The 6,910-nt window shown below is 68.1% G+C and carries 6 protein-coding genes, 1 tRNA gene and 1 rRNA gene; all 8 read left to right on the top strand.

Annotation, left to right across the window (positions count from 1 at the left end):
- The first annotated feature begins 155 nt into the window (after window positions 1–155).
- The 8 genes from rrf to DEJ25_RS04385 all read left to right on the top strand — a co-directional run bounded on the left by rrf (window position 156) and on the right by DEJ25_RS04385 (window position 6,910).
- Window positions 156–272, top strand: a 5S ribosomal RNA gene (gene rrf, locus DEJ25_RS04420).
- Window positions 273–397: 125 nt separating this feature from the next.
- Window positions 398–1,885, top strand: a complete 1,488-nt coding sequence (gene gltX / locus DEJ25_RS04415) for a glutamate--tRNA ligase (RefSeq protein ID WP_111043887.1) — start codon at window positions 398–400, stop codon at window positions 1,883–1,885.
- 5 nt (window positions 1,886–1,890) lie between these two features.
- Window positions 1,891–2,814, top strand: a complete 924-nt coding sequence (locus DEJ25_RS04410; protein WP_258366096.1) for an NAD(P)/FAD-dependent oxidoreductase — start codon at window positions 1,891–1,893, stop codon at window positions 2,812–2,814.
- A gap of 43 nt (window positions 2,815–2,857) precedes the next feature.
- A tRNA-Gln gene (locus DEJ25_RS04405) sits at window positions 2,858–2,929 on the top strand.
- Window positions 2,930–3,108: 179 nt separating this feature from the next.
- Window positions 3,109–3,399, top strand: coding sequence for a zinc ribbon domain-containing protein (locus tag DEJ25_RS04400; RefSeq protein WP_110902009.1), 291 nt, complete (start codon window positions 3,109–3,111; stop codon window positions 3,397–3,399).
- A gap of 197 nt (window positions 3,400–3,596) precedes the next feature.
- Entirely contained in the window at window positions 3,597–4,880 is a 1,284-nt protein-coding gene (locus tag DEJ25_RS04395; RefSeq protein ID WP_110902010.1) for an ABC transporter substrate-binding protein, read from the top strand.
- Window positions 4,881–5,036: 156 nt separating this feature from the next.
- Window positions 5,037–6,011 (top strand): carbohydrate ABC transporter permease, encoded by a 975-nt coding sequence (locus tag DEJ25_RS04390; RefSeq protein WP_110902011.1) that lies wholly within the window; start codon window positions 5,037–5,039, stop codon window positions 6,009–6,011.
- 62 nt (window positions 6,012–6,073) lie between these two features.
- Complete coding sequence (locus DEJ25_RS04385; RefSeq protein ID WP_258366105.1) at window positions 6,074–6,910, top strand: carbohydrate ABC transporter permease; 837 nt, start codon at window positions 6,074–6,076, stop codon at window positions 6,908–6,910.

Below are 6,910 nucleotides of genomic sequence, written 5' to 3'. Positions count from 1 at the left end.
GGTACTAATAAGCCGAAGACTTGACACACACTTTTTTCCTGGCCCTTTCGGGGGTTGGGGCTCGCGTCCACTTTGTGGTTCCCGACAGACGATCGGGAATCAAACTGAATACCGCTACGGCGGAGCAGTCTGAGACCAGTTCTGGTCGATGGTGTTCCGGTGGTCATAGCGAGAGGGAAACGCCCGGTCACATTCCGAACCCGGAAGCTAAGCCTCTCAGCGCCGATGGTACTGCAAGGGGGACCTTGTGGGAGAGTAGGACGCCGCCGGACTTCTTTTCATGAAAACCCCTGACACGGGGAGCATCCGCTCCCCATGTCAGGGGTTTTCTGCATTCCAGCTGCTGTCCATTGCCACCCGCCAGTCGGCCGGGAGGTCGCGGTAGGATCAGGGCGTCATGACAGCGCCATTCTCTTCTGCCACCGGTTCCGACGTCCGCGTCCGGTTCTGCCCGTCGCCCACCGGGACGCCGCATGTCGGCCTGGTCCGTACCGCCCTGTTCAACTGGGCCTACGCCCGCCACACGGGCGGCAAGCTGGTGTTCCGCATCGAGGACACCGATGCCGCCCGCGACAGCGAGGAGTCCTACGCCCAGATCATCGAGGCACTGCGGTGGCTGCAGCTGGACTGGGACGAGGGCGTCGAGGTCGGCGGACCCCACGGCCCGTACCGGCAGTCCCTGCGCGCCGAGGTGTACGCGGACGCCATCGCACAGCTCACCGCAGCGGGGCACGTCTACGAGTCGTACGTCACGCCCGAGGAGATGGAAGCCCGCAACGTCGCGAACGGTCGTGACCCGAAGCAGGGCTACGACAACCACGAGCGCGACCTCACGGACGCCCAGCGCCAGGCCTTCCGTGACGAAGGCCGTGCGCCGGCGCTGCGCCTGCGCGTACCGGACCGCGACCTCAGCTTCCAGGACCTGGTCCGCGGTGAAATCACCTTCCCGCAGGGCTCGTTCCCGGACTTCGTCGTGGTGCGGCCGAACGGCAAGCCGCTCTACACGTTCACGAACCCCCTCGACGACGCGCTGATGGGGATCACGCACGTCCTCCGCGGCGAGGACCTGCTGTCGTCGACGCCGCGGCAGATCGCGCTGTACGAGGCGCTCCACGAGATCGGTCTCGCCCGGTTCATCCCGCAGTTCGGCCACCTGCCGTACGTGATGGGGGAGGGCAACAAGAAGCTCTCGAAGCGGGACCCCGAGTCGAACCTCTTCCACCACCGGTCGAACGGCATGGTGCCCGAAGGACTCGTGAACTACCTGGCGCTGCTCGGGTGGTCGATCGGCCCCGACCGCGACGTCTTCTCGATCGACGAGATGATCGCGGCGTTCGAGGTCACGGACGTGAACCCGAACCCGGCGCGCTTCGACCACAAGAAGGCCGAGTCGATCAACGGCGACCACATCCGCCTGCTCGATCCCGCTGACTTCCGTGGCCGGCTTCAGCCCTACCTCACGGAGTTCCTCGACGAGCCGGCGACGGCCGAGCAGGAGCGCGTGCTCGAGCTCGCGGCCCCGCTGGTCCAGGAGCGCATGCAGCTGCTCAGCGAGGCACCCGCGATGCTCGGCTTCCTGTTCACCTCCGACGACGACCTGGTGGTCGAGGACGACGCCCTCGCATCCCTCAAGGGTGACCCGGCCCCGGTGCTCCAGGCCGGCATCACCGCACTCGAGCAGCTCGACGACTGGTCCACGGCCGCCATCGAGCAGTCCCTCCGGACGGCGCTCATCGACGGCCTCGAGCTGAAGCCCCGGGTGGCGTTCGGTCCGCTGCGCGTCGCGGTGTCCGGTCGTCGGATCAGCCCGCCGCTCTTCGAGTCGATGGAGATCCTCGGCAAGCAGTCCACGCTCGCGCGTCTCCGTTCCCTCGCGGCACGCTGACGTCCGTGGTCGACGTCGTCGTCATCGGCGCGGGTCCCGCGGGGCTCAGCGCTGCGCTGAACCTGGTGCGCGCGAGACGCACGGTGCTGCTCCTCGACGCGAACCGCCCGCGGAACGCCGCGACCCTCCGGTCGCACGGGTTCATCACACGTGACGGCATCTCGCCCCTCGAGCTGCGGAAGCTCGGGCGGGACGAGGTCGCCGGGTACCCGGAGGCGACGGTCACGCAGGCCGTCGTCGACCGGGTCTGGCAGACCGACGGCGCCTGGAACGTGCACGGCACCTGGCGTGGCGCCGAGGTGGTGGCCACCGCCCGTGCCGTGGTGATCGCCACGGGCCTCCGTGAGTCGTTCCCCGCACTGCCGTCGCTCCGGGCGTTCTACGGCACCGACGTCCACAGCTGCGTGGAGTGCGACGGGTACGACAAGGCCGGAGCGCCGCTGGCGTTCATCGGCGAGACCGACGACGTGGTCGACCGCGCTCTGCTCGTCGGGTCGTGGACCGACGACCTCGTCGTCTTCACGAACGGGGTGGCTCCGGTGTCCAAGACCGGGCGTGCACGCCTGGTCGCGGCCGGTATCCGCATCGACGAGCGTCCGGTGGCGGACCTGGAGGGTGACCGGAGCGGCATGACCGGGGTGCGGCTGGCCGACGGGGACGTGGTACCGCGTTCGGGCGCCTTCGTCCGGCCCGAGTGGCACGCGGACCTGGACTGGGTCGACGCGGACCTCGACCGCGACGAGCTGGGCTTCGTGCGGGTGGACCGGCTCGGTCGGTCGAACCTCCCCGGACTGTACGCGGTCGGGGACGTCACCCCGCCGGGGCCCGAGCAGCTCATCGTCGCGGCCGGACACGGTGCGTCGACCGCGGCGGCCGTGCACCGTGACCTGGTCGGTGGTCTCGGAGACCTCCGGGATGCTGTACAGTAGTTGATCGTGCCCCGGACAACGGGGCGCAGGGCTGCAAGGCCTTTGGGGTATGGTGTAATTGGCAACACAGCGGTTTCTGGTACCGTCGTTCTTGGTTCGAGTCCAGGTACCCCAGCAGTTGGACACACGAAAGCCCCCGGGAGACCGGGGGCTTTCGTCGTCTCGGGGCGGCCCGCTCGGGGTCGCGCGCACCGGCTCCGGCTCCCCGACTGTGGGCTATCGTCGTCGGACGAGGCTGGACACCGCGCCGCCACGCCCGGACACCGTTCGGGCGCGCCACGAGCAGGGGGCCCCATGATCATCTTCGGCAGCCGCACACGTTCCGCCCTCGCCGGGGTGCTGTTCTTCGCCTGCACCCTCTGCGGGTCGACCGCAGCGCAGCGCCTGCACCGACTGCGGACCTGGTTCACGCTGTTCTTCGTGCCGGTGTTCCCGTTCGGGCACGGACGGTACGTGCTGCAGTGCGCGTACTGCGGCGGCCAGTCCTCGATGCCCCGTGAGGGTGCCGAGCGCTTCATCGCCGACAGCGAGCGTGCCCAGCAGGCACACCTGGCGCAGGAGACCCTGCCGCCGACAGGCGCCTGATGCGCCGGCAGCCGCAGGTGGCTGGAGCACTTCGACGGCTGTGTAACGCTCCGGTCACGGTGCTGGTGCAACCGGTTGCACGACCCCCGTCCGGGGCGTAGCGTCCTCGCTCAGCAGGCAGCGTCGCCTGCTCCAGTGCAGCGTCGCCGGGCACGGTCCGGCGACGCTCCTGGTGATCTCGATGAGGAGACAACGCTGTGAAGAACACACGTGCGAAGGGCCGCGTGGCCTCGATCGCAGGGATCGCGGTCGTCGGCCTGCTGCTCGCGAGCTGCTCGAGCGGGAGTTCGGCCTCGGACGACGCGAAGGGCGGCCAGGACAGCCGCGGACCGATCACCTACGTGCAGGGCAAGGACAACTCGAACGTCGTCCGCCCGCTGATCGCCAAGTGGAACAAGGCCCACCCGGACGAGAAGGTCACCTTCAAGGAGCAGTCCGACCAGGCAGACCAGCAGCACGACGACCTGGTGCAGCACTTCCAGGCGAAGGACGACAACTACGACGTGGTCGACGTCGACGTGGTGTGGACCGCCGAGTTCGCCGCGAAGAGCTGGCTCACGCCGCTCACCGGCGACATGGCGATCGACACGTCGAAGCTCCTGCCGTCGACGGTCAAGACCGCGACGTACAACGACACGCTCTACGCGGCACCACAGACCTCCGACGGCGCCCTGCTGTACTACCGCAAGGACCTCGTGAAGACCCCGCCGACGACGTGGGACGAGATGATGCAGGACTGCTCGATCGCGAAGGACGCCGGCATCGGCTGCTACGCGGGGCAGTTCGCGAAGTACGAGGGGCTGACCGTCAACGCCTCCGAGGCGATCAACGGCGCGGGCGGCGCGGTCCTCAACGGCAGCGGCAAGCCGGACGTCGACACCTCCGACGCGAAGGCCGGCCTGCAGAAGCTCGTCGACGCCTTCGAGAACGGCAACATCCCGAAGGAAGCGATCACCTACCAGGAGGAGCAGGGCCGTCAGGCGTTCGAGGACGGCAAGCTCCTGTTCCTGCGCAACTGGCCGTACGTGTACAGCCTCGCGAAGACCGACGGCTCCAGCAAGGTGAAGGACACCTTCGGCATCGCCCCGATCCCGGGGGCCGACGGCGTCGGCGCCTCGACCCTCGGTGGTCACAACGCCGCGATCAGCGTCTACTCGAAGCACAAGGCCACCGCGCACGACTTCCTCGAGTTCCTCATCTCCAACGACACGCAGAAGTTCTTCGCGACCCAGGGCTCGCTCGCCCCGGTCGTCGGTGACCTGTACACGGACGAGGAGCTCACGGCGAAGCTGCCGTACCTCCCGACGCTCCTCGAGTCGATCAAGTCCGCGGAGCCGCGTCCGGTGACGCCGTTCTACCCGGCCGTGACCAAGGCGATCCAGGACAACACCTACGCCGCGCTCAAGGGGTCCAAGTCCGTCGACGCCGCCATGCAGGACATGCAGGCGGCCCTCACGTCGGCGACCGACGGCGGCAACTGACACCGAGGGCGGCTCAGGCCGCCCGCTGACGGGAGGGTCGTGGTCACGCGACCACGGTCCTCCCGTCCTCCCTCTGTGCGTTCCCGACACCGGCAAGGAGGCCGTGACGTGTCAGCAGCAACCGAGATCCCCGCAGCGATCCCCGAACCCCAGGGGATGGAGCCGCCGAAGCGGCGCAAGGGCGGGCTCAACGCCGACCACGGTCGGTGGGCCGTGTACCTCATCGGCCCCACGCTCGTGCTCCTGGCGATCGTCATCGGCTACCCGGTCGTCAGTGCGGTCATCCAGTCGTTCCAACTCGACCAGGGACTGGACAAGGCCACCGGCCTGTTCGTCGAGGGCGGCTTCGCCGGCGTCACGAACTACGTGCACTGGCTCGGACAGCAGTGCGGCACCGCCGCCTGCCCGCCCGGCAACCTCGGCTCCCAGTTCTGGACGGCGTTCGGCAACACGTTCTTCTTCACGGTCGTGACCGTGGCGCTCGAGACCGTCATCGGGCTCTGGATGGCCATCATCATGAACCGCGACTTCAAGGGCCGCGCCCTCGTCCGTGCCGCGATCCTCATCCCGTGGGCCATCCCGACCGCCGTCACCGCGAAGCTCTGGTACTTCATCTTCGACGCGAACGGTGTGCTCAACCACGTCATCGGCCACCAGGTCCTCTGGTTCTCCGACGAGTGGGCCTCCCGCTTCGCCATCATCATCGCCGACACCTGGAAGACCACGCCGTTCATGGCGCTGCTCATCCTCGCCGGGTTGCAGCTGATCCCGGACGAGGTCTACGAGGCCGGGAAGATGGACGGCGCCTCGACCATGCAGCGGTTCGTCAACATCACCCTGCCGCTCGTGAAGCCGGCGCTGATGGTCGCGATCCTGTTCCGCGTGCTCGACGCCCTCCGGATCTACGACCTCATCGCGATCATGACCGGTGGTGGTGGTGGTTCCGGGAACGCCACCGTCTCGCTGTCCGTGCTGGTCGTCGACCAGATCCGGCAGGGCTTCAACTCCGCCTCGGCACTGTCCACCATCACGTTCGTGGTCATCTTCGTCGTCGCGTTCATCTTCGTCCGGTTCCTCGGCGCGAACGTCGTGCAGACCCAGGCAGCACAGCAGAAGGGCGAGCTCAAGTGACCCTCGCAGCAGACCGTCTCCACATTCCCGCCGAACGTGCTGGCGCACGCGGCGATGTCCGGGTGAAGCGCCACGCGGGGCCGAAGCTCCGCACCGGCATCCAGGCCGCCGTCATCGCCCTGTGGTGCCTGCTGCCGTTCTACTGGATGATCGTCACGTCCTTCCGCGACGTCGGCTACACGTTCGACCCGACGCCGTTCTTCACCCACGTGACGCTCGACAACTACGCCACGGCGTTCTCGACGGCGCTCGGCAACCACCTCGGACGCGCGCTGCTCAACAGTGTGTTCATCGGTGCCGTCGTCACGATCATCGCCCTGCTCGTCGGTACGACCGCCGCCTACGCGCTGGCCCGGCTCGAGTTCCGCGGCAAGTCCCTGATCGCCGGCGCGATCCTCGCCGCGTCGATGTTCCCGGGCGTCGCGCTGATCTCGCCGCTGTTCCAGCTGTTCACCGACATCGGGTGGATGGGCAGCTACCAGGCGCTGATCCTGCCGAGCATCTCGTTCGTGCTGCCACTGACGGTCTACACACTGGCGTCGTTCTTCCGGGAGATGCCGTGGGACCTCGAGGAGGCCGCCCGCATCGACGGTTGCACCCGCGTCCAGGCGTTCCGACGGATCATCCTGCCGCTGGCCGCACCGGCCGTGTTCACGACCGCGATCCTGGCGTTCATCTCGTCCTGGAACGAGTACCTCATCTCGTCCCAGCTCTCGAGCGACGCCACCCAGCCGGTCACGGTCGCGATCGCGTCCTTCGCCGGGTCGCAGCCGCACCAGGAGCCGTACACCGCGGTGATGGCGGCGGGCACGATCGTCACGATCCCGCTCGTCATCCTGGTGCTCGTGTTCCAGCGACGCATCGTGGCCGGTCTCACCGCCGGTGGCGTGAAGGGCTGA

This window comes from Curtobacterium sp. MCPF17_011 (assembly GCF_003234145.1).
Taxonomy (GTDB): Bacteria; Actinomycetota; Actinomycetes; order Actinomycetales; family Microbacteriaceae; genus Curtobacterium.
This window is presented reverse-complemented; position numbering and strand designations above follow the sequence as displayed.